This is a genomic window from Pseudomonas sp. LBUM1670 (assembly GCF_059695695.1).
The window spans coordinates 2,479,348-2,502,408 of the sequence record NZ_CP166783.1 but is presented as its reverse complement, the minus strand read 5'-3'; the positions used below and the strand labels follow the sequence as shown (position 1 = coordinate 2,502,408).

Below are 23,061 nucleotides of genomic sequence, written 5' to 3'. Positions count from 1 at the left end.
GCAATTGATCCAAACGCAAATCCCTGTGGGAGCGGGCTTGCTCGCGAAGACGGAGTGTCAGTCGACATCATTGTTACCTGATACACCGCCTTCGCGAGCAAGCCCGCTCCCACAGGGGATCACTGCATGCCCAGGGCTTGCAATCCACTCTTAAGTCAGGCCGCGTTGGCCCGACGACTGAAACCTGTTGGGAGTTTCACATGGCAAACGCCTCCAGCATTTACAGGAAGGCTCTTGAAGGTCACCAGGCACCGAAAAAGGTGTTGGTGAAAGTCGACCGCGTCACCAAGAAATTCGACGAAACCACCGCAGTGGACGATGTCTCGCTTGAGATTCATCAAGGGGAAATCTTCGCCCTGCTCGGCGGTTCCGGTTCCGGCAAATCGACGCTGCTGCGCATGCTCGCCGGCTTCGAGCGCCCGACCGAAGGGCGGATTCTGCTCGATGGCGTGGACATCACCGACATGCCGCCGTACGAACGGCCGATCAACATGATGTTCCAGTCGTACGCCCTGTTCCCGCACATGACCGTGGCGCAGAACATCGCTTTCGGCCTCAAGCAGGACCGTTTGCCCGCCAGTGAAATCGACGCCCGCGTTGAAGAAATGCTGCGTCTGGTGCACATGACCCAATACGCCAAACGCAAACCCCATCAGTTGTCTGGCGGTCAGCGTCAGCGCGTGGCCCTCGCCCGCTCCCTGGCCAAGCGTCCGAAGCTGTTGCTGCTCGACGAACCGATGGGCGCGCTGGATAAAAAACTGCGTTCGCAGATGCAGCTTGAACTGGTCGAGATCATCGAGCGCGTTGGCGTGACCTGTGTGATGGTGACCCACGATCAGGAAGAGGCCATGACCATGGCCCAGCGCATCGCGATCATGCACCTCGGCTGGATCGCCCAGATCGGCAGCCCGGTCGACATTTACGAAGCTCCGGTCAGCCGCATGGTCTGCGAGTTCATCGGCAACGTGAACGCTTTCGACGGCACCGTGGTGGAAGACCTTGAAGGTCACGCGATCATCCACAGCAAGGATCTGGAACAGAAGATCTACGTCGGCCACGGCGTCAGCACCTCGGTGCAGGACAAGTCGATCACCTACGCGATCCGCCCGGAAAAACTGCTGGTCAGCACCACCCAACCCGAGTCCCGCTACAACTGGTCCCAGGGCAAAGTGCATGACATCGCCTACCTCGGCGGTCACTCGGTGTTCTATGTCGAATTGCCTGGCGGCAAAGTCGTGCAGTCGTTCATGGCCAACGCCGAACGCCGTGGCGCGCGTCCGACCTGGGACGACAAAGTCTACGTGTGGTGGGAAGACGACAGCGGCGTGGTACTGCGCTCATGAAAACACTCAATCAGCAGTTCATGCGGCTGATGCCGAGTGGTCGAAAGCTCGTCATCGGGATTCCATTCCTGTGGCTGTGCCTGTTTTTCCTGTTGCCGTTCTTCCTGGTGATGAAGATCAGCTTCTCGGAAGCGGCGCTGGCCATTCCTCCTTACTCCGAGATCTACACCTTCGCCGAACAGAAATTCCAGCTGTTCCTCAACGTCGGCAACTACCTGTTGCTGACCGAGGATGAGCTGTACATCTCGGCTTACTTCGGCTCATTGAAGGTCGCGTTTTTCAGCACGCTGATGTGCCTGGTGATCGGTTTCCCGATGGCCTACGCAATCACAAAAGCAAGCAAGGAAACGCAAAACGTCTTGCTGCTGCTGATCATGATGCCGACCTGGACCGCGATCCTGATCCGCGTTTACGCGTGGATGGGCATCCTCAGCAACAACGGTTTGCTCAACGGCTTCCTGATGTGGACCGGGCTGACCGATCACCCGATCGAGATCCTCAACACCAACACGGCCGTGTATATCGGCGTGGTTTACGCCTACCTGCCGTTCATGGTGTTGCCGCTGTACGCCAACCTGGTCAAGCACGATCAAAGCTTGCTGGAAGCGGGTTCGGATCTGGGTTCGAGCAACTTCAACAACTTCTGGAAAATCACCGTGCCGTTGGCCAAGAACGGCATCATCGCCGGTTGCATGCTGGTGTTCATTCCGGTGGTCGGTGAGTTCGTGATTCCGGAACTGCTGGGCGGCCCGGAAACCCTGATGATCGGCCGTGTGCTGTGGCAAGAGTTCTTCAACAACCGCGACTGGCCGGTGGCGTCTGCCCTGGCGGTGGTGATGCTGTTGATCCTGATTGTGCCGATTCTGCTGTTCAACCGTAGTCAGGCCAAAGAGATGGAGGGTCGGGGATGAAACGCTTCGGATTTTCAAAGTTCATGCTGATTTTCGGCCTGTCGTTTATCTACCTGCCGATGCTGATTCTGGTGATTTACTCGTTCAACGCCTCGAAACTGGTGACAGTGTGGGGCGGCTGGTCGGTGAAGTGGTATGTCGGTTTGCTCGATAACACGCAACTGATGGGCTCGGTGGTGCGCTCGCTGGAAATCGCTTGCTACACCGCGATTGCCGCTGTGGCGCTGGGGACACTGGCGGCGTTTGTGCTGACCCGCGTGACGCGCTTCAAGGGCCGCACGCTGTTTGGTGGTCTGGTCACCGCGCCGTTGGTGATGCCGGAAGTGATCACCGGTCTGTCGCTGTTGCTGCTGTTCGTGGCCATGGCGCAGCTGATCGGCTGGCCGATGGAGCGTGGCATCGTCACCATCTGGATCGCCCACACCACGTTTTGTGCCGCTTATGTCGCGGTGGTGGTTTCCGCCCGCCTTCGTGAGCTGGACCTGTCCATCGAAGAAGCGGCCATGGACCTCGGGGCGAAACCGTTCAAGGTGTTTTTCCTGATCACCATTCCGATGATCGCGCCGTCACTGGCGGCCGGCGGCATGATGTCGTTTGCCCTGTCGCTGGATGACCTGGTGCTGGCCAGCTTCGTGTCCGGGCCGGGTTCGACGACCCTGCCGATGGAAGTGTTCTCGGCGGTGCGTCTGGGTGTGAAGCCCGAGATCAACGCCGTGGCCAGCCTGATTCTGCTCGCTGTTTCGATCGTGACCTTCATGGTCTGGTACTTCAGCCGCCGCGCCGAAGCCACCCGCAAACGTGCGATCCAGGAAGCGATGGACCAAACCGCCAGCGAATCCTGGCAACAGCCGAAAAAGCAAATGGTAGAAGCGACGGCTTAATACCGTCCCCTGTAGGAGCGAGCTTGCTCGCGATGGACGTTAACGATGACGCGGGCTACTTGAATTAAATTGGCGTCCTTGAGTTTTTCGCGAGCAAGCTCGCTCCTACAAAGGAACGCAAGCGATCTCGCCACACATGTTTGCCGTGTGATTTTGAAAAAAGAGAATTGGAGTTGTACCGATGAAAATGTTTGGCAGGACTCTGCTGACACTGTCCTTATTGGGCGCAATCGCCACGGTTGCCCAGGCCAATGACAAGGTACTGCGCGTCTACAACTGGTCGGATTACATCGCCCCGGACACGGTCAAGAAGTTCGAAGACGAGACCGGCATTCGCGTGACCTACGATGTGTTCGACAGCAATGAAACCCTTGAGGCACGCCTGCTCGCGGGCAAATCCGGCTACGACATCGTCGTGCCGTCCAACAGTTTCCTGGCCAAGCAGATCAAGGCTGGCGTCTATCAGGAACTGGACAAGTCGAAGCTGCCGAACTGGAAAAACCTCAACCCGGTGCTGCTGAAAAACGCTTCGACCAGCGACCCGGACAACGGTCACGCTTTCCCGTACATGTGGGGCTCGATCGGCATTGGTTTCAACCCGCAGAAGGTCAAGGAAGTGCTCGGCGCCAACGCCCCGACCAACTCCTGGGACTTGCTGTTCAAACCGGAAAACGCGGAAAAACTGAAAGCCTGCGGCATCAGCTTCCTCGATTCGCCGACCGAGATGCTGCCCGCTGCCCTGCACTATCTGGGCTACCCGGTGAACTCGCAAGACAAGGCGCAGATCGCCGAAGCTGAAGCGCTGTTCATGAAGATTCGGCCGTCGGTGGCGTACTTCCATTCGTCGAAATACATCTCCGACCTGGCCAACGGCAACATCTGCGTGGCGGTCGGTTACTCCGGCGACGTGCTGCAAGCCAAGGCCCGCGCGCAGGAAGCGGGCGACAAGGTGAAGATCGATTACAGCATTCCGAAAGAAGGCGCCGGCAGTTTTTATGACATGGTCGCGATCCCACGGGACGCAGCGAACGTCGAGAACGCTTACCTGTTCATGAACTTCCTGATGCGTGCGGACATCATCGCCGAGATCACCAACAACATCGGCTACAGCAACGCCAACGCGGCGGCGACGCCGTTGGTGGATGAGGCGATTCGCAATGATCCGGGGTCGTATCCGCCTTTGGCCGTGATGGCGACGTTGTATGCGATTCCGGATATGCCGATTGGTGTTCAGCGGGTGATGACGCGGGGCTGGACGCGGGTGAAGCTCGGTAAGTAAAAATATTGATGAACACTGCGGGCTAATGTGGGAGCGGGCTTGCTCGCGAAAGCGATGGATCAGTCGCCATTGATGTTGAATGTGATGGCCCCTTCGCGAACAAGCCCGCTCCCACCTTTGATCCGCGGTGCTCTCTTCGTTTTCCGTTCACGCAGCGCCTTACCACCGCTGCACTCCTCTCTGACGAACGGCCTCACCTGGCTTCCTCGGTTAAGGTGAATTTGGCGCCCTCCTCGGGCGCTTTTTTTATGCTGGAACGAGCGGCCATTCGGCCAGCGCTCGATAGCGACCCTTGTGGGATTCAAACAGCACAAATCGATCGGCCCGCAGAAAAAACTCCGGCGGCGTCGCCGACTCAGGCACCGGCGCCCGATAGTCACGCATCAACGTCAGGTGCGGCCGAAACTCCTTCGGTGCCTCCTCAAACCCGAACGGCAACATCGCCTGTTCCAGCGCATACACCAGCCGCAACAACTCCGGCGGCGCTTGCTCCGGCGCGAGGACCAGCGCCCCTGCCCTGCGCCAGACATCCAGTCGATCCAGCGCCACCCGCAACGCCACACCCGGCACACGAACCTTTGCCGCCGCCGTGCAGATCTCGGCAATCTGCGCCACGCCCACAGCGCCCAGAAACAGCAACGTCAGGTGAAAGTTTTCCGCCGGCACCGGCCGGCCCGTGCGCAATTGCAGCGCGCTGCGCCACTGGGCAATGGCCTTGCGTTGCTCGGGCGGACAGCCCAACGCGAAAAACAGCCGTTTGACCGGCTCCGGGGTTTCGTCGCTCACGCCTGGCACCTCCTGACATGCACGTTATAGTTGAACCAACCGAATGAACGGGACGGGGCCATGCGAGAGATCATCAGCAAAGAGCCATGGTGGGCCATGCCACCGCAACCGGGTCAGGATGAGTCAGAGCTGGATTGGGGCTGGCTGGTTCACTATAGCGAAGGTGAGCCGCGTTTCGAGTTCGTCAGGGAGCGACCTACGGACAGCGAGATCCGTAATCGCAAGAGTTGCAGGATCACCCCGGCATCGGAGTGATCCTGTCACGCGTTCACGCCTGCAAGAGGATGTTGAAGCCGCCGAAGATCATCCGCTGACCATCGAACGGTATCGGGTTGACGTCCTGCTGCATACGCGGGTCAGCCATCATTTTCTGCATGCCGGCATCGCGGGTGGGTTTGTCCGGCCAGACGATCCAGGAAAACACCACGGTTTCGTCGTCCTTGAGTTTCACCGCCAGCGGAAACGAGGTCACTTTGCCGTCGGGCACGTCGTCGCCCCAGCATTCGACAATGCTTTGGGCGCCGTTCTCTTTGAAAATCACCGCGGCGATTTCCGCGTGCTTTTTGAATTTGTCGCGGTTGGCGGTGGGCACCGCAAAAACACAGCCATCAACGTAAGACATGGTCATTCTCCTGCCGGGGGTAGAGGGTCGATCTGCGAGTTAGTCGGTTCGGGCGGACTCCAATCGACAGCGCCGCTGCTTGAACTGACCGACGGTACTTCGACACTCCCCGCCAGATTGCCCTCGATTTGCCCTGCCATGTACAACGTCCCCGCCATCACACCGGTGGTCGGGTTCTGCACCAGTTTTATCCAGGCCTTGTCGAACGTGTTGCCCAGACTGCTGCGAATCAGTGCTTCGCTGTCAGGCCGGTCGCTGGCCTGAATCAGCGCGCGAATCCCCGCCACACCCAAGGTAATCAAGCCTCCGGCGAATTTTCCCGCCACTGCGGACACCGCACTGGCGGCACCGCGTGGGGCCATTTCGGCTTCTATGCGCTTGCTGGCGCGTTTGGCCACGGGCGCCATGGCGGTGTCGGTGGAATCAACGCCCTTGTCACCGCCGGCCTTGTGGATCTTTTCGATCAGCGCCGCGTAAGCCGGCAGCGTGTTCAGCGGTTGAGTGTGCACGACCTGGTACAGCGTAGCGTCCCGCGCGGGCGGCGGTCCCAAGGCGATGGCCGGTATTTTCTGGATACGGCCGTTGAGTTGCGCCATCGGCACGCCGTGGCGCTGGGAGATTTTCTGCAGCTCTTCCTGAAGAATGTCCACGTAGAACGCCATTGCCAGGCCGAGGATCTGGTCGGGATCAATCTCTACCGCGACCGGGGCCAGCACGCGCTTCTGGTATTGCTCCAGCAGATAGGCCGCCAGGCGTTTCTCCGAAGCATCCTGCTCGCCCTTGGCACTGAGGGTGTACCAGCTGACCTTCATCGACAGCCATTCCTGGGTCCAGTAACTGCTGAACCAGGGAATGAACTTTTCTTCGGTCAATTGATAGACCCGGGTTCGCCAGTAATCCATGGCGCCGCGCGAGTAGATTTTGGCCTGTTCGGTGGCGGACTGGGACGCTGCAACGATGTCTCGATCCACCTGCTGCCAGGTGATCTGGGAAATGATCACCGGCGGCGCTGGCACCGGGGCACGCGCAGGCATGGCGCATCCCGCCAACACCAGCAGCACGGCGACGATCAGCGAACGCAGGTTCAAGATCGTGGTGTCCTACAGTCTTCCCCCGAACAGGATATTCGGGGGTTAAAGCACCCTGAATTGAGTATAGGCGGCGATGGGGGCTTGCTCTGGGGTTGATGATGTTCGTTCGGGCCTCTTCGCGAGCAAGCCCGCTCCCACATTTGGAATGCAATCCCCTGTGGGAGCGGGCTTGCTCGCGAAGAGGCCCGAATGAACACCGCAAAAACCCCACCATCACTTCTGTCGATATTCACCATCGCCGCGAATGCCTTCCGCTCATAAACCGTCAGCGTAGGATCAACCTCAACCCGACACAAAACCTCGAACCGGAGGGGCAAATCATGTTGATCCATCTGCTGACCTGCCTGTCCCTGACAGCCTTCACGCTGACCGTTTTTTCGTGGTACGTCCTGACCGAGGAGCGCACATCATGATCCACTCAGTCACTCTCGCCGTGAGCTTCCCGGTGTTCGGCAACAACTACTACTCGCAGCAAGGTGTCTCGCGCAAAGTGCTGTCGCTGGCGTTCGACAAGAACTTCGAGGCGCTGCTGATGCCGGCCGCCGCCAACCACTTCAGCAACGAAGTGGTCGGGTTCAACGATCAGTTCCGCTTTTTAAATGATGTGCTGGCCGAGCATCTGCTGGATGCCGAACTGGCCCGGCACTCCTCCCACTCGTTCACCTTTTAAGGTTCGTTGTTTCGCGCACACACCTCTCGTACGCAGCCACGTAACCAGCGATGCACCGGATCGGCTTCCAGCCGTGGATGCCACAGCATTGCGACGGTGAACGCCGACAGGGAAAACGGCAGCGTAAAGCTGTGCATGCCCGCCCGCAGGTTTTCGGTATGGCGTTCAGGAACGGTAGCGATCAAGTCGCTGGCGCGGGCAAGCGCCAACGCGGTCGAGAAACCGGCAACGATGGTCACGACCTGCCGTTCCAGTTGCAGCGCCGCCAGCGCTTCATCGACAGGCCCCTTGTCGAGCCCGCGCCGCGAGACACTGATGTGGCCCCCTGCCGCAAAACGTTCCGGTGTGATCTCACCCTGGCTCAGCGGGTGCCCAATGCGCACCACGCCGACGAAGCGGTCGCGAAACAAACCTTGCGTGCGCAACTCGGGTCCGGCGGCCTTCCCCACCACACCGGTTTCCAGATCAACGGTCCCGTCACGAAGCGACGTGCTGTCCTTGTCAGGTTTGTGCATGAAGCGCAGGCGCACGCCGGGCGCTTGCTCGGCAATCCGAGCGATGAGCGGCGCGCCAAAGTTCTCCACAAAACCTTCGCTGGTGCGCAACGTGAAACTGCGGACCAATTGCTTCAGGTCAGGCTGTTCGGCCGGTCGCAGCACCGCCTCTGCATCCTGCACCAACTGACTGACCCGCTCGCGCAGTTCCAGTGCCCGAGGCGTGGCGACGAGCCCACGCCCGGCCCGGACCAGCAGCGGGTCGCCCGTGGTTTCACGTAACCGCGCCAACGCCCGACTCATCGCCGACGGGCTCAGTCGCAAGCGTTTTGCAGCACGTGCCACGCTGCCCTCGGCAAGCAGCACATCAAGGGTGACCAGCAGATTGAAATCGGGAGTAGACATGAATCGCCCCGCGGCAAAGTGAGATGGCGTTGAGCGCACGAATAAAGTGCTAATCGTGCGCCTTCCGCCATGTTAGGCGCCGGCGTACATTTCCGACAGCTCCGCTTCGGGAGTGGCCAGATCAAGAGAGGGACAGAATGAAGCCGACTATTGCCCTCGTTGACAGCGCACCACAGACACCCGCCGTAAGGTGGGCGCTGATCAGCCTGTCGCTGTCGATGCTGCTGTCTTCGCTCGGCACCAGCATCGCCAACGTCGGTTTGCCGACGCTGGCGCAGGTGTTCAACGCGACGTTTCAGGACGTGCAGTGGATCGTCATTGCTTATCTGCTGGCGATCACCACCCTGATCGTCAGCGTGGGTCGTCTCGGTGACCTTATCGGGCGTCGACGGCTGCTGCTCGGCGGCATCGGCGTGTTCACCCTTGCCTCAGCGCTGTGTGCTTGGGCACCGACGCTGGGGATGTTGATTGGCGCCCGGGCACTGCAAGGGCTCGGCGCGGCGATCATGATGGCGCTGACCATGGCCTTCGTCGGCGAGACGGTGGCGAAGGCCAAAACCGGCAGCGCCATGGGTTTGCTCGGGACGATGTCGGCGATTGGCACCGCGATGGGGCCGTCGCTTGGCGGCCTCTTGATTGCCGGGTTTGGCTGGCGGGCGATTTTCCTGGTCACCGTGCCGTTGGGCCTGATGACATTGCTACTCGCGCATCGCTATCTGCCCGCCGATCGCCAGCAGCCAACCACCGGGAGCACCCGTTTCGACGCGTGGGGCACCTTGGTGCTGGCGCTGACGTTGGCGGCGTATGCGCTGGCCATGACCCTCGGCCGTGGTCATTTCGGGCTGTTTAACATGGGTTTGCTGTTGGCGGCGGGGTTCGGCGTGGGGCTCTTCGTGTTCGTCGAGACGCGCGTCGCCTCCCCGCTGATACGGCTGGCGATGTTTCGCAATCCGGTGTTGAGCGGTAGCCTGGCGATGAGCACGCTGGTGGCGACGGTGATGATGGCGACGCTCGTGGTCGGGCCGTTTTACCTCGCCCATGGGCTTGGACTGGAAGCGGTTGTGGTGGGACTGGTGCTGGCGGTCGGGCCGTGTGTCGCGGCATTGACGGGTGTGCCCGCCGGCCGGATCGCCGACCGTTTCGGCGCACAACGGATGACGATCGCCGGGCTGATCGCGATGGCTGTCGGTTGCTTCACGCTTTCGGTGCTGCCACAGGCATTCGGCATCGGCGGCTACGTGGCGCCGATGGTGGTGATCACGCTCGGCTATGCGGTCTTCCAGACGGCCAACAACACCAAGGTGATGACCGATGTTGCGCCAGACCAGCGCGGTGTTGTCTCGGGCATGCTCAACCTTTCGCGAAATCTCGGACTGATCACCGGTGCCTCCGCGCTGGGCGCCGTGTTCGCCCTCGCCTCGCAGGCACTCGACATCACGACCGCGCAGCCCGAAGCCGTGGCCCACGGGATGCGGGTCACCTTCGCGGTAGCGCTGGGGCTGATCGTTGTTGCACTTTGTGTTGCGCCGACTCGACCACCAGCAATTGACCGCCCTCCTCAACCCACCACGAACCCCCTGTAGGAGCTGCCGCAGGCTGCGATCTTTTGATCTTGATCTTCGGTGGTTTCTGGTCAGCCAAGAATCAAGATCAAAAGATCGCAGCCTGCGGCAGCTCCTACGGGGGACGTGTTGGTTCTTGCGAATTCAGCGGGCCTTACTGTTTGATGACCACCAGCGGTTCGCCTTTCTTCACGATATAGGTCGCCAGCTCCGAGCCGGTTTTTGTCCCGATGTTCTTCGCGATATGCGCGACGCCGGCCGGGATGTACAAAGAATCACCGGTTTTCAGGGTTACCGGAGGCTGCCCTTCGAGTTGATATTCGAACGTGCCATCGATGACGTATGCCACTTCAACGCCTGGATGGGAGTGGTTGGGGGATGAGACGCCCGGATCGATATCAACCCGTACCTGGATCACTTCGCGGCCGTCGACGTCGAGATCTTTTTTCAAGAGATCGGTGCGATGAATCCCTGCCTGCCAGTTTTTTGCAGGGGCCTTCACTTCCTCGGCCTGAGACACGCCCGAGAATGCAGCGAGCGCGGCAGTGGTGGCAACAGCGACGCCGAGCATTCTGGCGGTGTGACGAGCGTTGATACGGAACATGGCGTTTCTCCGGCTATACCGTTGTGGTGCCCTCATTAGGCAGCCGCCGTGTATCCCGTACATGTCGCGGATGCCATGGATTTGTAAGCGAAGGTAGCGGCGGGCGCGGCGGATACGCAGGGATACAAACAGATCGCCCAGGCGAAACGCGATCTGTAGCACCTGTCGAGGTGGCGAGGGGATTTATCCCCGTTGGGTCGCGAAGCGGCCCCCTGCAATTATCCAGTCGAACCGCATCGACAAAGACTGCGACTGCTGCGCAGCCGAACGGGGCGGTGCGACGTTTCGCTAAATCCCCTCGCCACCTCGCAGGCTCGGCAGCTGCTACAGGTTGCGTTACGGCGCCTGTGTGTTGAGCACCACCGCCGCACGGATCAGCACCTGCAGTGCCTTCTCATCAATCGCATCGCCCTCATGAACATCTATCGCCCGTCGAGTGTTGCCCTCAAGGCTGGCATTGAAGAGGCCCGAAGGATCGTCCAGCGAGGCCCCTTTGGCGAAGGTCATCTTCACGGCGGTCTTGTACGTCTCGCCGGTGCAGATGATTCCGGCGTGCGACCACACCGGCACGCCCCTCCACTTCCACTCCTCGACCACGTCAGGGTCTGCCTGCTTGATGATCGACCGGATGCGAGCGAGCGTTTCACCCCGCCAATCACTCAATTCATTGATTCGTGCGTCGATCAGCGCAGAGGCAGATTCTCCCCCGCTGCGTTCCTTCTTCATGGCGCTCGCCCCTTCGGAATAATCGTCGCATCAGTATTGCCGACTTGCGGATTCTCTCCAGCCGTAACGTGACCGGCTGGCCGCGCAAGGTTGCGGGCGACGCAATCGCGGCCTATGGTCCAAGCGATGCATTGTCGGCGACTGACGCGCGTGGATCGCCGCCGGTTGCCGTCCTTCCCGTGCCAAGTTTCCCAAAGAGGTGACACATGCCGAACGATTCCCGCCCTGCCGTACTTGAACTGATCGGCAATACGCCACTGGTGCGCGTCAGCCGTTTTGATACCGGCCCGTGTACGCTGTTTCTCAAGCTCGAATCGCAGAACCCCGGTGGCTCGATCAAGGACCGCATCGGCCTGGCGATGATCGACGCCGCCGAGCGCGACGGCCGGCTGAAACCCGGTGGCACCATCGTCGAAGCCACCGCCGGCAACACCGGACTGGGCCTGGCCCTGGTCGGCCGCGCCAAGGGTTATCGAGTGGTGTTGGTGGTGCCGGACAAGATGTCCACCGAGAAAGTCCTGCACCTCAAGGCCATGGGCGCCGAGGTGCACATCACCCGCTCCGACGTCGGCAAGGGCCATCCCGATTATTACCAGGATGTCGCGGCGCGGTTGGCGCAGGAGATTCCCGACGCGTTCTTCGCAGACCAGTTCAACAACCCGGCCAACCCGCTCGCCCATGAGTGCAGCACCGCGCCGGAGATCTGGGCGCAGACCCAGCATGACGTGGATGCCATCGTCGTCGGTGTCGGTTCGGCGGGCACGCTGACCGGGCTGACCCGTTTCTTCAAGCGCGTACAGCCGAACCTGACCATGGTGCTGGCCGATCCAATCGGTTCGGTGATGGCCGAATACAGCCGCAGCGGCACCATGACCACCCCAGGTTCGTGGGCGGTGGAAGGCATCGGCGAAGACTTCATTCCGTCGATTGCCGACCTGTCCAGCGTGGGCCATGCCTATTCGATCAGCGACGAGGAAAGCTTCGACCACGCCCGCCAGCTGCTGCGCGCCGAAGGCATTCTCGGCGGGTCTTCGACCGGCACCTTGCTGGCGGCGGCGCTGCGTTACTGCCGCGAACAGACCGAGCCGAAACGCGTGGTCAGCTTCGTCTGCGACACTGGCACCCGCTACCTGTCGAAGGTCTACAACGACCAGTGGATGAACGATCAGGGGTTGTTGGCACGCAAACCCTATGGCGATCTGCGCGACGTGATCGCGCGGCGTTTCGAGGATGGCCGGGTAATCAGCGTCGGCCCGAACGACACCCTGCTGACAGCGTTCCAGCGCATGCGCCTGGCGGATGTGTCGCAATTGCCGGTGCTGGTGGACGGCCAGCAACTGGTCGGTGTGATCGACGAATCCGACATTCTGCTGGGCATGCAGGAAGACCCTTCACACTTCCGTTTGACCGTGGCCAGCGCCATGACCGACAAAGTGGAAACCCTGCCAGCCAGCGCGAGCATGGCCACGCTGCAGGCAGAACTCGATCGCGGGCTGGTGGCGATCATCGCCGACGCCTCGGGCTTCCATGGCCTGATTACCCGCGTCGACCTGCTCAATCATTTGCGGAGATCTTTTGCATGAGTCAACACGATGAAAACGCCGCGTCACGCGCCTTCGCCACCCGCGTGATCCACGCCGGGCAGGCGCCGGACCCGACCACCGGGGCGTTGATGCCGCCGATTTATGCCAACTCCACTTACCTGCAACAGAGCCCTGGCGTGCACAAAGGCTTCGACTACGGTCGTTCGCATAACCCGACGCGCTTTGCCCTGGAGCGCTGCGTCGCCGACCTGGAAAGCGGCACCCAGGCCTTCGCGTTCGCCTCCGGGCTGGCGGCGATCTCCACCGTGCTCGAACTGCTCGACGCCGGCTCGCACATCGTCTCCGGCAATGACCTGTACGGCGGCACCTTCCGACTGTTCGACAAGGTGCGCAAACGCAGCGCCGGCCATCGCTTCAGTTTCGTCGACCTGACGGACCTGGCGGGATTCGAAGCGTCGTTGCAGGACGACACGAAAATGGTCTGGGTCGAGACGCCCAGCAATCCGTTGCTGAGCCTGACGGACCTCACCGCCGTCGCACGCATCTGCCGCGCGCGCGGCATCATTTGCGTCGCCGACAACACCTTTGCCAGCCCGTGGATCCAGCGTCCGCTGGAGCTGGGTTTCGACATCGTGCTGCACTCGACCACCAAGTACCTCAACGGCCACTCCGACGTGATCGGCGGCATCGCCGTGGTCGGTCAGAACCCTGAACTGGCAGAACGCCTGGGCTTTTTGCAGAACTCGGTGGGCGCGATCGCCGGGCCGTTCGACGCGTTTCTGACCCTGCGCGGCGTGAAGACACTGGCACTGCGCATGGAACGTCACTGCAGCAACGCGCTGGAACTGGCGCAGTGGCTGGAGCGCCAACCGCAAGTAGCACGCGTCTACTATCCGGGCCTGCCGTCACACCCGCAGCATGAGCTGGCGCAACGGCAGATGCGCGGTTTCGGCGGGATGATTTCTGTCGATCTGAAGAGTGACCTCGCGGGCGCCAAGCGTTTCCTTGAGAGTGTGAGCATCTTCGCCCTCGCCGAGAGCCTGGGCGGCGTGGAAAGCCTGATCGAGCATCCGGCGATCATGACCCACGCCACCATCCCCGCCGACACCCGCGCGCAGCTCGGCATCGGCGATGGCTTGGTGCGTTTGTCGGTGGGGGTCGAGGATGTCGAGGATTTGCGCGCTGACCTGGCTCAGGCGCTGACGCGGATCTAAGCAACGCAGGGTTGCCCTTGTAGGAGCGAGCTTGCTCGCGAAAAACGTCCGGACAACGCGTTCATTCAGGCACGCGTTATCGTTAACGTCCATCGCGAGCAAGCTCGCTCCTACAAAGTGTTACGCGCCGGACTTGATGCTGGTCCAGACCCGAGTACGAACCCGCTCAAGCTTTTGCGGTAACGGCTGCACCACATAAAGCGTTTTCAACGCTTCGCTGGTCGGCGTCAGGTTCGGGTTGCCGGTGATCTCTTTGTTGATCAGCGCAAGCGAGTCCTTGTTGGCGTTGGGATAGCCGAGGAAGTCACTGATCGGGGCGATGACGGTCGGGTCCAGCAAGGTGTTGAGAAACTCGTGGGCCTCCGCGACGTTTTTCGCACTTTTGGGAATCGCAAAAGTGTCAAACCAGATCGGCGCGCCTTCCTTCGGCAGGCGCCAATCGACCACCACGCCGTTGCCCGCCTCTTTGGCGCGATTGCCGAACTGGTAGAAGCTGCCGGAATAGCCGATGGCGACGCAGATATCGCCGTTGGCGATGTCGGTCATGTACTTGGCGGAGTTGAAGTAGGTGACGTAAGGGCGAATCTTCAGCATCAACGCTTTGGCTTTTTCGTAGTCGTCCGGGTTCTGGCTGTTAGGGTCCAATCCCAGGTAGTGCAACGCCAGCGGCAGGATTTCCGATGGTGAGTCGAGCATGGCCACGCCGCAGGATTTGAGCTTCTCCATGTTCTCCGGTTTGAACACCAGATCCCAACTGTCCACCGGCGCATTCTCACCCAGCGCGGACTTGACCTTGGCCGGGTTGAAGCCGATCAGCACGGTGCCGTACATGTAGGGCACGCCGTACTGATTGCCGGGGTCGTTCTTGTCCAGCAACGCGAGCAGTGCCGGGTCTTGATGCTTCCAGTTCGGTAGCCTGGACTTGTCGAGCTTCTGGAACACACCGGCCTTGATCTGGGTTTCGATGAATTGATTCGAGGGCACCACCAGGTCATATCCCGAGTTGCCGGTGAGCAACTTGGCTTCCAGCGACTCGTTGGTATCGAAGGTGTCCCAGGTCACTTTGATGTCGCTTTTCTCAGCGAAGTCCTTGGGCACGGACGGCAGGATGTAATCCGCCCAGTTGTACACCCGCAGTTCCCGCTGTTCGGCGTGCACGGCGCTGGCCAGCAGCGTCAGCCCACACACGGTGGCGCCCAGTATGCGTTTCATCGTGACCATGAATGAATTCCCCAAGTGTGTCGCTCGTTGGTTTTTATGTTCTGTACACGGCAGGACTTGAAAATTGCCAAGGGCAAGGAAAACGGGATGCTTGTTGTGGTGTCGCGAGCGTGCTGGAACAACAGTGCTGCTCCGATTCTTGCTGACGAACTGGACAGTTCATAGTGCGAGGTCGGCCAAAAGGAGATCGAAATGGCCAATATCGGTGTCCCGGTAGGTCCGGTTGTTGATGGCGCTAGGGTGTATATCCGTTTCTGCGGTAACGACCACCTAGGAGTCCGCTCTTACAGCGGGTCACTTGGAAAAGCGCCAAGTAACCAAGCGCTTTTGCCCCTTTCGTTGGGTGGCTCGCTCCGATCCTGCTCCGTGGGCCCGCCGCCATCCATGCCGGGTTGCCCACTGCGCAGAACCTCCACTCGGCCTCTCGAGGAGGCGACTACCGCAACAGCACCACGAGGCGGCCTGCCAGCCGGCCTGGCTCTTCAGACGTACGCATTCCCCTGTGGGAGCTGGCTTGCCTGCGATGGACGAGAACGATAACGCGTGCTGTCTGAATGCACGTGTTGTCCAGGTGCTTTTCGCGAGCAAGCTCGCTCCTACAGTTTCCAGGGGCTCTGGCCGGTTGATCCTGCTTTTGCTTTGCTTTGCTTTGGCTTTTGATCTTGATCTGCCCCGTCGGGAGGCCGAGTGGAGGTTCTGCGTAGTGGGCTCGCCAGAAAGTGTTAGCCATGTCCCCGCACACGCGTAAACGATGTCCCCGGTCCGTACAGGCGCGCCAATGTGACCCGCCGTAGGGCGGAACCGTAGGCGGCCGTTACCGCAGAAACGGATATGTACACCATCAAAAAACTCGCCGCCTGACACACCGCTTTCGCGAGCAGGCTCGCGCTCCCACAGGGGTTTGTGGTGTTTTACGCGAGATGACGGCAGAAACGACAAAGCCCGCACAAGGCGGGCTTTGGTGTTTGAGTAGGTGGCCGGCGCTGGTCTCCGGCTTACAAGGTTTATCAGGACTCTCACAGAACAGTTTTGTGCTCTTCTGCTTCACACGGCATAAGGGCTGGATCTCAGCGCGGAGATCTTTCTAACCGTGTACCCTTCGGAACGCGCCCCACGTGTCCTTGCCATCCGCTTGCGCATCAGTCTGCGTCTTCACCTACATTTTCAAGCGTAGTACATCGTCGCCGGTGCGGCTCGGGATTTTTAGATCGATTTGGTCCGCATCGAAGCCCGGCAGGAAACAAAGACAATAACCGACCCTCCCTGCATACCTGCACGGACTGGCAACAGTGTTTGTCCGACGGGTAGATCGCAAACAGGTTGAATTCCTCAAAGTGTTACTACGGCAGTGCGCGCACCAAGTGCCGGCTCTCAGACGTCATCTGGCCACAAATGCGCATCAGCCATTGACCGCTTGAATGCATCGTCATAAGCAGACCTTCAGAGCCATTGAGATAAAGTCGTGGGCAACGATTTCAGAACAACAACAAAACAGGAGTTCAACATGTCGGAACTGAAACTGCACCCCAACGCCGCTGCCTCCTTGACCCAATGGCACGACATGATCCGCCAGGGTGACTTGCAAGCCCTGCCCGAGTTGCTGGCTCCCCAAGCGGTGTTCCGCTCGCCGATGGCGCACACGCCATACCCAGGCGCAAAGGTGGTCACGATGATTCTGACCACTGTGTTCGACGTCTTTGAAGATTTTACCTACCACCGCGAATTGTCGACTGCGGACGGCTTGAATGTCGTCCTGGAGTTCAGCGCCAAGGTCGGCGGAAAAGAGCTCAAGGGCATCGACATGATCCGCTTTGACGAGCAAGGCAAAATCGTTGAGTTCGAGGTGATGGTTCGTCCGTTGAGTGGCTTGCAGGCCCTGGGCGAAGAAATGGGCCGCCGCCTCGGCGCTTATCTGGCGGCCAGCAAGGCCTGACAACGATTGGGTCACCGACCTGACTGCTCGCGAAAGCGGTGTGCCAGCCGGTATCAATGTTGAATGTTGCACCGCATTCGCGAGCAAGCCCGCTCCCACTTTGAAATGCATTCCCCCTGTGGGAGCGGGCTTGCTCCGGGCGGCGTTCCGACGAAGGCCTCACCGCAAATCCAACGCCAGGCCCTACAACGTCCTCTGCCCGTTGCCGATGTCCTTGGCCTTCTCGATCCCCCACTCCATCGCCGCCTCCATGTCGAGAAAATGCAGCGCTGGATGGTCGTTTTCCTCAATGGCCGTGCCATCAGGTCGGTAGACACCTATGAACATTCCCAACGAACCGTCCCGCAGAATTTCGGCCTTGACCTTGATGCTGCATCCGTTCGACAGCGTTTCCGTGTGGAGCAAATGGCGTTCAGTCATCGTTGCGTTCCTCCGGGTAGTGAAGTCGGTTAACGCGTACCGCAGCCCTTGTTTTTAGTTCAACAAAACCGCCGAAAAGCACGGTTTACGGGGCGCAAGACAGCGGCGCAATGCCACCTATACTACAAGCCACCGCCCCCTCGGGGTCTGCACTTTCAACAATAAAAAGCAGAGGTGGAACATGGTCTGGCAGCAAATCTACGATCCGTTCGGCAACCCGGTCATTTCAACCATCATGGCAGCAGTGCCGGTCGTGGTGATGCTGGCAGCGCTGGCGTTCTTTCACATCAAAGCACATCTGGCGGCGTTGCTCGCCCTCGCTTCGGCGCTGGTCATCGCGATCTTCGCTTTCGGCATGCCGGCGAACATGGCAGGCTCGGCTGCCCTTTATGGCGCCGCCAATGGCTTGCTGCCGATTGGCTGGATTGTGCTCAACATCATCTTCCTGCACCGACTGACTACCGAGAACGGCTCGTTCAAAGTGCTGCAAGACTCACTGGCGCGCATTACCGATGACCGTCGCCTGCAATTGTTGCTGATTGCCTTCTGCTTCGGCGCCTTTTTCGAAGGGGCGGCGGGTTTCGGTACGCCGGTGGCAGTGACCGGGGCGATTCTGATCGGTCTGGGCTTCTCGCCGCTGGCCGCGTCCGGCCTGGCATTGATCGCCAACACCGCACCCGTGGCGTTTGGCGCCCTGGGTACGCCAATCATTACGCTGGCCAAGGTCACCGGACTGGATGAAATGGAGCTGTCGATGATGGTCGGTCGGCAGTTGCCGTTTTTCTCGGTGATCGTGCCGTTCTGGTTGATCTGGGCCTTCGCCGGCTGGCGCAAGATGCTGGAGATCTGGCCGGCCATCCTGGTCGCAGGCGTCAGTTTTGCCGTGCCGCAATTCCTGGTGTCCAACTACCACGGGCCGATGCTGGTGGACGTGATCGCCGCGCTGATTTCCATGGCCTGCCTGACCGGTTTCCTCAGGGTGTGGAAACCCGCGACTGTGCACACCTCCGCCGCCCTGTCCGGGCGCGTCGACAACTCGAAAATAGCCGAAGAGCATGACGAAAAACCCGTCGCCAGCGCGACTTTTGCCAGCGATGCCAAACCGGCTGTGATGCGTGCGTGGATGCCGTGGATCATCCTCACGGTGTTCGTTTTCGCCTGGGGCACCCAAGGCTTCAAAAACATGTTCGATACCCGCCCGGCGATTGATCCCGTCACCCACTCGGCCAAACTCGACCCCCAGGGCAAACCGCTGCGCGAAGCGAACCCGATTTTTGCCCCGGTCGTCACCTTCGGCACGATCCACCAGCAAATCGAAAAGGTCCCGCCGGTGGTGCCTGCGCCTAAAACCGAGGACGCGGTCTACAAGTTCACCTGGCTCACCAGCACCGGCAGCGGCATCTTGCTGGCGGCGATCCTTGGCGGGCTGTTGATGGGCTATTCCATTCCGCAACTGATCAAGCAGTACCTGCGCACGATTTGGGTGGTGCGTTACTCGCTGATTACCATCGTCGCGATGCTTGCCCTCGGTTTCCTCACCCGTTACTCGGGACTGGACGCGACCATGGGGCTGGCCTTTGCCGCGACGGGGATTTTCTATCCCATGTTCGGCACCTTGCTCGGCTGGCTCGGCGTGGCGCTGACCGGCTCGGACACGGCGTCCAACGTGCTGTTTGGTGGTCTGCAACGGGTGACTGCCGAGCAGTTGGGGATCAGCCCGGTGCTCATGGCAGCTGCCAACAGTTCCGGTGGGGTGATGGGCAAGATGGTTGACGCCCAGTCGATCGTAGTGGCTTCTACTGCTACGCGCTGGTATGGGCATGAAGGGGAAATTCTGCGTTATGTGTTCTTCCACTCCATCATTCTGGCGATTCTGGTGGGTGGGTTGGTGACGTTGCAGGCGTATGTGGCGCCGTTCACGCAGATGGTTGTCGGTGGGCATTGAGCTCAGTGGGCATATCCGTTTCTTCGGTGATGGCGGCTATTGGTTTCGCCCTTACGGCGAGTCACTTGGAGAAGCGCCAAGTAACCAAGCGCTCTTGCCCCTTTCGTTCGGTGCCTCGCTAGTGCTCGGCATGCCCTCGCTCCGGTCCTGCTCCGTGGGCCCGCCGCCATCGGCCATCCATGGCCGGGGGCGGCTAACCCGGCATCCATGCCGGGTTGCCCACTGCGCAGAACCTGCGCTCGGCCTCTCGAGGGGGCGACTACCGCAACAGCACGCGAGGCGGCCTGCCAGCCGACCTGATTTCAGGTGTACGCGTTCCCCTGTAGGAGCTGGCTTGCCTGCGATGGACGTCAACGATAACGCGTGCTGTCTGAATGAGCGCGTTGTCCAGACGCTTTTCGCGAGCAGGCTCGCTCCCACAGTGGATCGGCGTACGGCTTTCGCTTTTCACCACTCATCAGGTCGAGCGTTAGCTCGCCTTCAGCTTTTGATCTGGCTTTTGATCTTCTTGCCCCCTCGAGAGGCCGAGTGGAGGTTCTGCGCAGTGGGCAACCCGGCATGGATGCCGGGTTAGCCGCGCACGGCCAGGGATGGCCGATCGCGGCGGGCCCACGGAGCAGGACCGGAGCGAGGGCATGCCGAGCACTAGCGAGGCACCGAACGAAAGGGGCAAAAGCGCTTGGTTACTTGGCGCTTTTCCAAGTGACCCGCTGTAAGAGCGGAACCATAAGTAGCCGTTACCGCAGAAATGGATATACACCCAAGCGCTCAAACACCAAACCTAGTGAACAGCATCACAGACCGCTGCCCGGGCTTTCATGAACGGAGTATCGTAAAACGACTATGAACATTCTCTACGATGAAAGCGTTGACGGTGTGCTGCCCGACGTAGACAAAGCCGCACTGCTCCAGGCCCTGAAAACCCGCCTGCCAGGCCTGGAAGTGCTGCATCAGCAGGAAGAGCTCAAGCCGTACGAATGCGACGGACTCTCGGCTTATCGCACCACGCCCCTGCTGGTGGTGCTGCCCCGCCATCTCGACGAGGTGCAAGGCGTGCTGCGCCTCTGTCATAAGTTGCAGGTCCCGGTGGTCGCCCGTGGTGCCGGCACCGGTTTGTCCGGCGGCGCATTGCCGCTGGAAAAAGGCGTGCTGCTGGTGATGGCGCGCTTCAACAACATTTTGCACATCGACCCCGCCGCCCGCACTGCACGAGTCCAGCCGGGCGTGCGCAACCTGGCGATTTCCCAAGCGGCAGCGCCATTCGGCCTGTACTACGCGCCGGACCCGTCTTCGCAAATCGCCTGTTCCATCGGCGGCAATGTCGCTGAAAACGCTGGCGGCGTGCATTGCCTGAAATACGGCCTGACCGTGCACAACCTGCTCAAGATCGACATTCTGACCGTCGACGGCGAACACCTGACGTTAGGCTCCGATGCCCTCGACTCGCCCGGCTTCGACCTGCTGGCGCTGTTCACCGGTTCCGAAGGCATGCTCGGGGTAATCACCGAAGTCACGGTCAAACTGCTGCCCAAACCGCAGACCGCAAAGGTGCTGCTGGCGGCGTTCGATTCCGTAGAAAAGGCCGGTCGCGCGGTGGGTGACATCATCGCCGCCGGCATCATTCCCGGTGGCCTGGAAATGATGGACAACCTGGCGATTCGCGCCGCCGAAGACTTTATTCACGCCGGTTATCCGGTGGATGCCGAAGCCATTCTGCTGTGCGAACTCGACGGCGTCGAAGCTGATGTGCAGGACGACTGCGACCGCGTGCGCCAGGTGCTGGAAAACGCGGGCGCCACCGAAGTGCGTCAGGCCAAAGATGAAGCGGAGCGCGTGCGTTTCTGGGCCGGGCGCAAGAATGCCTTCCCGGCAGTGGGTCGCCTTTCGCCGGATTATTACTGCATGGATGGCACGATCCCGCGCCGCGAGTTGCCCGGCGTACTGCGCGCGATTGCAGCGTTGTCCGCCGAATATGACCTGCGCGTCGCCAACGTTTTCCACGCCGGTGACGGCAACATGCACCCGCTTATTCTGTTCGACGCCAATCAACCGGGCGAGCTCGACCGCGCCGAAGCCCTGGGCGGCAAGATCCTCGAATTGTGCGTGAAGGTCGGCGGCAGCATCACCGGCGAACACGGCGTGGGCCGCGAGAAAATCAATCAGATGTGTGCGCAGTTCAACAGCGATGAGCTGACGTTGTTCCATGCCGTCAAAGCCGCGTTCGATCCGAGTGGTTTGCTCAATCCGGGCAAGAACATTCCGACCTTGCACCGCTGTGCCGAGTTTGGCGCCATGCACGTGCACATGGGTCAGCTGCCCTTCCCTGAGCTGGAGCGTTTCTGATGCGCAGTGAACGGGATATCGATGACAGCGCCGTGCTGCTGGAGCAGGTCAACCAGGCGCTGGAAAACGCCACACCGCTGCGCATTCAGGGGTCCAACAGCAAGGCGTTTCTGGGCCGTATCGTTGCGGGTGAAGTCCTCGACACGCGCGCGCACCGTGGCATCGTCAGCTACGACCCGACCGAACTGGTGATCACAGCCCGTTGCGGTACGCCGTTGTCAGATCTGACGGAAGTGCTGGACGATGCGCAGCAAATGCTGCCCTGCGAACCTCCCTCTTTCGGTGACGACGCCACCGTCGGCGGAATGATCGCCAGTGGCCTGTCAGGACCGCGTCGTCCCTGGTCAGGCTCGGTGCGCGACTTCGTCCTCGGCACACGGGTCATCACCGGGCATGGCAAGCACTTGCGCTTCGGTGGCGAAGTGATGAAGAACGTCGCCGGCTACGACCTTTCGCGTCTGATGGCTGGCAGCTTCGGTTCCCTTGGGGTGATCACCGAAGTCTCGCTCAAGGTGCTGCCAAAACCACGACAGTGCCTGAGCATCAGTCTGGAAATGAACAGCGAACGCGCCTTGCTGCGCCTCGCGGAATGGGGCCAGCAACCGCTGCCGATCAGCGCCGCGTGCCACGACGGCGAACGCCTGCACCTGCGGTTGGAAGGTGGCGAAGGTTCGGTGGCGGCGGCCCATGAGCGGTTGGGTGGCGAGTTGTTGGACAGTGCTTACTGGACGGATCTCAACGAACATCGGCTGAGTTTCTTCGATGAGGATCAGCCGCTTTGGCGCTTGTCCGTGCCACACAACACCGCCCGGTTGTCCCTGCCCGGCCGGCAATTGATCGATTGGGGCGGTGCCCAGCGCTGGCTCAAGTCTGACGCTGAAGCGACGTTCATTCGCAAGGTTGTCGAAGAGCTTGGCGGCCACGTGACCTGCTACAGCCATGGCCTGATCGACAGCCCGTTCCAGCCGTTACCTGCTGCGTTGATGCGCTACCACCGCAGCCTGAAGCAACAACTCGATCCACGGGGCATCTTCAACCCCGCACGCCTGTACGCGGAGCTTTGAACC

21 protein-coding genes are annotated in these 23,061 nt (G+C 60.5%); 13 read left to right on the top strand and 8 right to left on the bottom strand.

Annotated features, from left to right (window positions below):
* Nucleotides 1-200 precede the first annotated feature (200 nt).
* The 4 genes from ACA073_RS11390 (at nucleotide 201) to ACA073_RS11375 (ending at nucleotide 4,414) form a co-directional block, all read left to right on the top strand.
* The gene (locus ACA073_RS11390; protein ID WP_497403483.1) at nucleotides 201-1,343 is read left to right on the top strand and encodes an ABC transporter ATP-binding protein; all 1,143 of its coding nucleotides are present in this window, start codon (nucleotides 201-203) and stop codon (nucleotides 1,341-1,343) included.
* 29 nt (nucleotides 1,344-1,372) lie between these two features.
* Nucleotides 1,373-2,254, top strand: coding sequence for an ABC transporter permease subunit (locus ACA073_RS11385; RefSeq protein WP_497404057.1), 882 nt, complete (start codon nucleotides 1,373-1,375; stop codon nucleotides 2,252-2,254).
* Entirely contained in the window at nucleotides 2,251-3,135 is an 885-nt protein-coding gene (locus ACA073_RS11380; protein ID WP_497403481.1) for an ABC transporter permease subunit, read from the top strand. Before ACA073_RS11385 ends, ACA073_RS11380 begins: the two co-directional genes overlap by 4 nt.
* Before the next feature lie 181 nt (nucleotides 3,136-3,316).
* Nucleotides 3,317-4,414, top strand: coding sequence for a polyamine ABC transporter substrate-binding protein (locus tag ACA073_RS11375; protein WP_497403479.1), 1,098 nt, complete (start codon nucleotides 3,317-3,319; stop codon nucleotides 4,412-4,414).
* Between the two features lie 246 nt (nucleotides 4,415-4,660).
* Here the strand turns inward: ACA073_RS11375 and thpR are convergent, their stop codons facing one another.
* Nucleotides 4,661-5,200 (bottom strand): RNA 2',3'-cyclic phosphodiesterase, encoded by a 540-nt coding sequence (gene thpR / locus ACA073_RS11370; RefSeq protein ID WP_497403477.1) that lies wholly within the window; start codon nucleotides 5,198-5,200, stop codon nucleotides 4,661-4,663.
* Nucleotides 5,201-5,260: 60 nt separating this feature from the next.
* Between thpR and ACA073_RS11365 the strand changes: the two genes are divergently transcribed.
* Complete coding sequence (locus tag ACA073_RS11365) at nucleotides 5,261-5,455, top strand: hypothetical protein (RefSeq protein ID WP_497403476.1); 195 nt, start codon at nucleotides 5,261-5,263, stop codon at nucleotides 5,453-5,455.
* Between the two features lie 13 nt (nucleotides 5,456-5,468).
* Here ACA073_RS11365 and ACA073_RS11360 read toward each other — a convergent pair whose 3' ends face one another.
* The gene (locus ACA073_RS11360; RefSeq protein ID WP_497403474.1) at nucleotides 5,469-5,822 is read right to left on the bottom strand and encodes a DUF1428 domain-containing protein; all 354 of its coding nucleotides are present in this window, start codon (nucleotides 5,820-5,822) and stop codon (nucleotides 5,469-5,471) included.
* A gap of 2 nt (nucleotides 5,823-5,824) precedes the next feature.
* A complete protein-coding gene (locus ACA073_RS11355; protein ID WP_497403472.1) occupies nucleotides 5,825-6,910 on the bottom strand; it encodes a hypothetical protein in 1,086 nt (361 codons plus the stop codon).
* 412 nt (nucleotides 6,911-7,322) lie between these two features.
* Here ACA073_RS11355 and ACA073_RS11350 point away from each other — a divergent pair, with 412 nt between their 5' ends.
* On the top strand, nucleotides 7,323-7,583 hold the full coding sequence (locus ACA073_RS11350; RefSeq protein ID WP_497403471.1) for a hypothetical protein: 261 nt from the start codon (nucleotides 7,323-7,325) through the stop codon (nucleotides 7,581-7,583).
* Here ACA073_RS11350 and ACA073_RS11345 read toward each other — a convergent pair.
* Complete coding sequence (locus ACA073_RS11345) at nucleotides 7,580-8,482, bottom strand: LysR family transcriptional regulator (RefSeq protein ID WP_497403469.1); 903 nt, start codon at nucleotides 8,480-8,482, stop codon at nucleotides 7,580-7,582. The two genes, ACA073_RS11350 and ACA073_RS11345, sit on opposite strands and share 4 nt — an antisense overlap.
* A 137-nt stretch (nucleotides 8,483-8,619) precedes the next feature.
* Here ACA073_RS11345 and ACA073_RS11340 point away from each other — a divergent pair, with 137 nt between their 5' ends.
* Nucleotides 8,620-10,065, top strand: coding sequence for an MFS transporter (locus ACA073_RS11340; protein WP_497403467.1), 1,446 nt, complete (start codon nucleotides 8,620-8,622; stop codon nucleotides 10,063-10,065).
* A 133-nt stretch (nucleotides 10,066-10,198) separates the two neighbouring features.
* Here the strand turns inward: ACA073_RS11340 and ACA073_RS11335 are convergent, their stop codons facing one another.
* Together ACA073_RS11335 and ACA073_RS11330 are read right to left on the bottom strand one after the other, a co-directional pair.
* A complete protein-coding gene (locus tag ACA073_RS11335; RefSeq protein WP_497403465.1) occupies nucleotides 10,199-10,648 on the bottom strand; it encodes a cupin domain-containing protein in 450 nt (149 codons plus the stop codon).
* Nucleotides 10,649-10,984: 336 nt separating this feature from the next.
* Nucleotides 10,985-11,374 carry a DUF1801 domain-containing protein gene (locus ACA073_RS11330; protein WP_497403464.1) on the bottom strand — a complete coding sequence of 130 codons (390 nt, stop codon included), beginning with the start codon at nucleotides 11,372-11,374 and terminating at the stop codon, nucleotides 10,985-10,987.
* Between the two features lie 206 nt (nucleotides 11,375-11,580).
* On the opposite strand from ACA073_RS11330, the gene ACA073_RS11325 reads away from it, so the two are divergent.
* Together ACA073_RS11325 and ACA073_RS11320 are read left to right on the top strand one after the other, a co-directional pair.
* Nucleotides 11,581-12,957 (top strand): pyridoxal-phosphate dependent enzyme, encoded by a 1,377-nt coding sequence (locus ACA073_RS11325; RefSeq protein WP_497403462.1) that lies wholly within the window; start codon nucleotides 11,581-11,583, stop codon nucleotides 12,955-12,957.
* Nucleotides 12,954-14,132, top strand: a complete 1,179-nt coding sequence (locus ACA073_RS11320) for a cystathionine gamma-synthase (protein ID WP_497403460.1) — start codon at nucleotides 12,954-12,956, stop codon at nucleotides 14,130-14,132. The genes ACA073_RS11325 and ACA073_RS11320 overlap by 4 nt, the downstream gene beginning before the upstream one ends.
* Nucleotides 14,133-14,252: 120 nt before the next feature.
* Here the strand turns inward: ACA073_RS11320 and ACA073_RS11315 are convergent, their stop codons facing one another.
* Nucleotides 14,253-15,353 (bottom strand): polyamine ABC transporter substrate-binding protein, encoded by a 1,101-nt coding sequence (locus ACA073_RS11315; RefSeq protein WP_497403458.1) that lies wholly within the window; start codon nucleotides 15,351-15,353, stop codon nucleotides 14,253-14,255.
* Between the two features lie 1,504 nt (nucleotides 15,354-16,857).
* Between ACA073_RS11315 and ACA073_RS11310 the strand changes: the two genes are divergently transcribed.
* Nucleotides 16,858-17,286, top strand: coding sequence for a nuclear transport factor 2 family protein (locus tag ACA073_RS11310; protein WP_497403457.1), 429 nt, complete (start codon nucleotides 16,858-16,860; stop codon nucleotides 17,284-17,286).
* A gap of 183 nt (nucleotides 17,287-17,469) precedes the next feature.
* Here the strand turns inward: ACA073_RS11310 and ACA073_RS11305 are convergent, their stop codons facing one another.
* Nucleotides 17,470-17,706, bottom strand: a complete 237-nt coding sequence (locus ACA073_RS11305) for a hypothetical protein (protein ID WP_214384270.1) — start codon at nucleotides 17,704-17,706, stop codon at nucleotides 17,470-17,472.
* A 181-nt stretch (nucleotides 17,707-17,887) separates the two neighbouring features.
* Here ACA073_RS11305 and ACA073_RS11300 point away from each other — a divergent pair, with 181 nt between their 5' ends.
* The 3 genes from ACA073_RS11300 to glcE all read left to right on the top strand — a co-directional run bounded on the left by ACA073_RS11300 (nucleotide 17,888) and on the right by glcE (nucleotide 23,058).
* Entirely contained in the window at nucleotides 17,888-19,651 is a 1,764-nt protein-coding gene (locus ACA073_RS11300; RefSeq protein WP_497403455.1) for an L-lactate permease, read from the top strand.
* Nucleotides 19,652-20,494: 843 nt separating this feature from the next.
* Nucleotides 20,495-21,994 (top strand): glycolate oxidase subunit GlcD, encoded by a 1,500-nt coding sequence (gene glcD, locus ACA073_RS11295; RefSeq protein WP_497403454.1) that lies wholly within the window; start codon nucleotides 20,495-20,497, stop codon nucleotides 21,992-21,994.
* Nucleotides 21,994-23,058, top strand: a complete 1,065-nt coding sequence (glcE, locus tag ACA073_RS11290; protein ID WP_497403452.1) for a glycolate oxidase subunit GlcE — start codon at nucleotides 21,994-21,996, stop codon at nucleotides 23,056-23,058. The genes glcD and glcE overlap by 1 nt, the downstream gene beginning before the upstream one ends.
* Nucleotides 23,059-23,061 lie beyond the last annotated feature (3 nt).

What these genes read in the sequence shown, in the direction of transcription:
- ACA073_RS11335 (WP_497403465.1), bottom strand. Translation starts at nt 10,648, where the DNA reads ATGTTCCGTATCAACGCTCGTCACACCGCCAGAATGCTCGGCGTCGCT.
- ACA073_RS11365 (WP_497403476.1), top strand. Translation starts at nt 5,261, where the DNA reads ATGCGAGAGATCATCAGCAAAGAGCCATGGTGGGCCATGCCACCGCAA.
- ACA073_RS11300 (WP_497403455.1), top strand. Translation starts at nt 17,888, where the DNA reads ATGGTCTGGCAGCAAATCTACGATCCGTTCGGCAACCCGGTCATTTCA.
- ACA073_RS11305 (WP_214384270.1), bottom strand. Translation starts at nt 17,706, where the DNA reads ATGACTGAACGCCATTTGCTCCACACGGAAACGCTGTCGAACGGATGC.
- ACA073_RS11325 (WP_497403462.1), top strand. Translation starts at nt 11,581, where the DNA reads ATGCCGAACGATTCCCGCCCTGCCGTACTTGAACTGATCGGCAATACG.
- ACA073_RS11375 (WP_497403479.1), top strand. Translation starts at nt 3,317, where the DNA reads ATGAAAATGTTTGGCAGGACTCTGCTGACACTGTCCTTATTGGGCGCA.
- ACA073_RS11310 (WP_497403457.1), top strand. Translation starts at nt 16,858, where the DNA reads ATGTCGGAACTGAAACTGCACCCCAACGCCGCTGCCTCCTTGACCCAA.
- ACA073_RS11390 (WP_497403483.1), top strand. Translation starts at nt 201, where the DNA reads ATGGCAAACGCCTCCAGCATTTACAGGAAGGCTCTTGAAGGTCACCAG.
- ACA073_RS11345 (WP_497403469.1), bottom strand. Translation starts at nt 8,482, where the DNA reads ATGTCTACTCCCGATTTCAATCTGCTGGTCACCCTTGATGTGCTGCTT.
- ACA073_RS11320 (WP_497403460.1), top strand. Translation starts at nt 12,954, where the DNA reads ATGAGTCAACACGATGAAAACGCCGCGTCACGCGCCTTCGCCACCCGC.
- glcE (WP_497403452.1), top strand. Translation starts at nt 21,994, where the DNA reads ATGCGCAGTGAACGGGATATCGATGACAGCGCCGTGCTGCTGGAGCAG.
- ACA073_RS11315 (WP_497403458.1), bottom strand. Translation starts at nt 15,353, where the DNA reads ATGGTCACGATGAAACGCATACTGGGCGCCACCGTGTGTGGGCTGACG.
- ACA073_RS11340 (WP_497403467.1), top strand. Translation starts at nt 8,620, where the DNA reads ATGAAGCCGACTATTGCCCTCGTTGACAGCGCACCACAGACACCCGCC.
- ACA073_RS11360 (WP_497403474.1), bottom strand. Translation starts at nt 5,822, where the DNA reads ATGTCTTACGTTGATGGCTGTGTTTTTGCGGTGCCCACCGCCAACCGC.
- ACA073_RS11330 (WP_497403464.1), bottom strand. Translation starts at nt 11,374, where the DNA reads ATGAAGAAGGAACGCAGCGGGGGAGAATCTGCCTCTGCGCTGATCGAC.
- glcD (WP_497403454.1), top strand. Translation starts at nt 20,495, where the DNA reads ATGAACATTCTCTACGATGAAAGCGTTGACGGTGTGCTGCCCGACGTA.
- ACA073_RS11385 (WP_497404057.1), top strand. Translation starts at nt 1,373, where the DNA reads ATGCCGAGTGGTCGAAAGCTCGTCATCGGGATTCCATTCCTGTGGCTG.
- ACA073_RS11380 (WP_497403481.1), top strand. Translation starts at nt 2,251, where the DNA reads ATGAAACGCTTCGGATTTTCAAAGTTCATGCTGATTTTCGGCCTGTCG.
- ACA073_RS11350 (WP_497403471.1), top strand. Translation starts at nt 7,323, where the DNA reads ATGATCCACTCAGTCACTCTCGCCGTGAGCTTCCCGGTGTTCGGCAAC.